Below are 3299 nucleotides of genomic sequence, written 5' to 3' on the forward strand. Positions count from 1 at the left end.
ATAATACAACACGAATTCACTCACATTGTGAATATGAATCTCCACAAAATTTTGAAAAACAATATTTGAAACATAAACATTAAAAAAACAGATATTTAAGTTGTCTTAAATCTTGACATAGTACCACCTGATCGATTTGAAATACCTAATGTTTTATGAACTGAAGCATTTCTTAAATCACAGTCAATTAATAACACATTTTTATATTTAGCTGCCATAATACGAGCTAAATTACAAGCTATAGTACTCTTTCCTTCATTTGGAATTGTACTTACTACGTTGATTACTTGAATCGCATCATCCATCTGACTAAATTCAATATTTGTACGTAATCCACGATAGATTTCATCCACATCAAATTGATTTCTTTTCTTTCTTGCCATTTCTATCTCCCAAAGAAACCAAACAGTTTCTTTTTCTTTTCAACCTCTATATTTAATATCTCTTTATTACTCAATAATAACTTTGGATTCTCATAAAATAAGATATCCGCATTCTCAGAACCAATACGCTTAGAAACAAATGAATACACATCACTCAATTGTTCGATTCGATTTCCTGTGGCTCTATGCGTATCTGTACAAATTACATCACAATATCCATTGTCTAATAAATCTAATGCATTCGATTGTATTTTCTTTCCATTTACACCAAGAATCGAAGTACGATTCATTTGTAGAACACAACCCATATCCACCCAATGATCAATAATTGAATAGTCTAATCCATCATGAAAATATCTTTCAATATGAGCTAGTACTGGAACAAAGCCCTTCATCTTCAATTCATATAAACATTCATCTCTATAATCAATCGAATGAATATCACGAAGAACATTATATTCAACTAACATGTATTTACTACTATTTAAAGTAGGATACAAATCTAATTCTAATCCTTCAATGAATTCACTATTCATCATAACCTCCCCACCAAAATAGATAGGGATAGGACTCATTTTTCTTAATTCCAATTGACGAGTTACCATTTCATTATAGATATGAACATCTAATTGACCAGGAATAAAATGTGGTGTACTACAAATACCTACAATACCATCCTTTTTAGCAGACTCTAATGAACTCACTGCATCCTCAACACAAGGCATACCATCATCTATACCCCAAGCAATATGAGAATGCAAATCAATATACTTAGCCATTATAGTTCAGGAATCTCGCAGAATACTGGAATACCCAAATACTTTTCTGCCTCTTCCTTTGTACGTAAACGATTATCCAATAAGAACTTCAATACTGCATAACCAACACCAACAAGTAAACCAACAACCCCGGCCATCATAGTATTCTTCTTAACATTCGGCCCACTAGGAACATAAGACAATTTAGCCTTATCAACAACCTCAATATTACGAACATTCAAATTCTTCTGCATTGTTCGAATAAAAGTACTTACAGTATCATTTGCGATATCCTTAGATAATTTTGGATCTGTAGTGGTAGCAGAAATAGTAATAATCTCAGTATTAGACTCATTACTAACACTAACAAGCTTTTTAACACTATCAGCACTTTCAAATCCAACATCCTTAGCTACCTCAGACATAATGTTATTTTGCGTTAATAAATTCACAACATTCGTAACCAATTTACTATTGGCCATCTGCGAATTATAGTCTAAAGAACCACTCTCACTAATCTGTGGCGTTAAATAAATTGATGTACTAGCCGTATATGTTGGAGCAATTAATAACTTTGTTCCAAAGAAACCACCCACACCAAACAATATACATAAAACAATAATTAGCTTAATATGTTTTAATATTGCTCTAAATAATTCGAATAAATCAATAACGTTTTCATCAACATCTGTATTCATTACATTTGTATTAGCATCATAACGAGTCATTTTGTTTAAAGTCATAAACATTTCCCCTCCTACTTTTCAAAATGAAACATAATCTAAGAAAAAAATCCTAAAAATCATGAATCAAAATTAATAATAACTATATTTCAATTAAAATCAAATAGTGTATAACAATATTCTAGAGTATGAAAAACGGGTGCCAACTTTTAATATTTTCTCTTTTATTCTTTATATAAAGGAGTAATTAAAAAATATATGCAGAAAAATATTGCTATTATTTTATCAGCAAAGTCCCTTTATCTAAATTACTTTCATAAGTTAGTAGAAATATTTAAAACTTTTAGCACCTGACTTCTAGACCATAGAGATAACGATATATTTTTTTAAGTTGAGATTTTTTAGCATCCTTTTGATTATTTCTTGGTTTAATATATAATAGTGTCATATTAATTCGTATTAATATACGTATTCAACTTAATTGATATCCTTAATATTATATTGCAATATATTTACATGAAATTTGAAAAAATATACAACAAGTTAATTGAATAACCAAATACCCATATTTCAAATTCTAATCTCCAATAAAAATGGAGCAGAGGTTTTACATGAATAATTTCTACTCCTTACTTCTCCATTTAAGATTTAAAAAGTATTAATTTCAAGTCCTTCTTTAGTCAATTTTTGATTGATCTTATTTATTTTCTGATTTCTTATAAAATCATTTTTTAGTGTTGTGAAGATTAGATATAACCCATCAAATGTTAAATTGTAATTATTACAATATTACAGATTAGGTTATTAAAATAATAAATATTTAATTAAATTTCTTTAATACTTTTTTTATAACACTTTTTATTTTATCTTTTTTTGAATTTTCATTAATTTCAATGTATTTCTTTATGCAGTAATCCATTCCTTTTTCTTGCAGATCTTGCCAAAATAGTGATCTGTTTTTCGGACATGATTCAGGGGAAATAAGTCGTGGTTGCAAACAATCATTACGATTACTTTCTCGCCAATTAATTTTATTTTTGACTTTATCGAATAATTCATTACCCACTTCAGTATGTGTTATTACCAGTGAAACTCCATTTTCATCATAAAAATCAGGCATAACACTTTTAATTCCCCAATAATCACCAATAGTAATATCAGAGTTTCTATCTATTTTTGTATAAGGACACTTATAACAAGATTTACGTAAAGTCAACCCCATATAAAACCAATCAGCATAAGGTTTTATAGAAACTTCTTTATCTTCAAACTTTACATATGTACTAGGAAATTCCCATCCATTTCTTTTATTTTTGAAAGTAATAAAATTAATTTTACCATTTTGATTTTGGCTTAACTAGCAATTTGGTGACTTTGCTATAATTTTGCGTTTTATCACTTATGCGAATAACCATTCGTTCTTCAAATCCTTTAAACGAGTGATCTTATAGATATTTTTCAATCTAAGTAGTACG

4 protein-coding genes are annotated in these 3299 nt (G+C 28.5%); all 4 read right to left on the reverse strand.

What is annotated here, in order from left to right; all coding sequences use genetic code 11:
- Positions 1–95 precede the first annotated feature (95 nt).
- On the reverse strand, positions 96–383 hold the full coding sequence (locus FYJ55_RS10325) for a nucleotide-binding protein (RefSeq protein WP_229771163.1): 288 nt from the start codon (positions 381–383) through the stop codon (positions 96–98).
- 2 nt (positions 384–385) lie between these two features.
- The gene (locus FYJ55_RS10330; protein WP_154556752.1) at positions 386–1162 is read right to left on the reverse strand and encodes a tyrosine-protein phosphatase; all 777 of its coding nucleotides are present in this window, start codon (positions 1160–1162) and stop codon (positions 386–388) included.
- Positions 1162–1884, reverse strand: coding sequence for a YveK family protein (locus FYJ55_RS10335; RefSeq protein ID WP_195836729.1), 723 nt, complete (start codon positions 1882–1884; stop codon positions 1162–1164). The genes FYJ55_RS10330 and FYJ55_RS10335 overlap by 1 nt, the downstream gene beginning before the upstream one ends.
- A gap of 760 nt (positions 1885–2644) precedes the next feature.
- The gene (locus tag FYJ55_RS10340) at positions 2645–3157 is read right to left on the reverse strand and encodes a Coenzyme F420 hydrogenase/dehydrogenase, beta subunit C-terminal domain (RefSeq protein ID WP_326831871.1); all 513 of its coding nucleotides are present in this window, start codon (positions 3155–3157) and stop codon (positions 2645–2647) included.
- Positions 3158–3299 lie beyond the last annotated feature (142 nt).

It is taken from the genome of Holdemanella porci (genome assembly GCF_009696075.1).
Lineage (GTDB): Bacteria > Bacillota_I > Bacilli_A > Erysipelotrichales > Erysipelotrichaceae > Holdemanella > Holdemanella porci.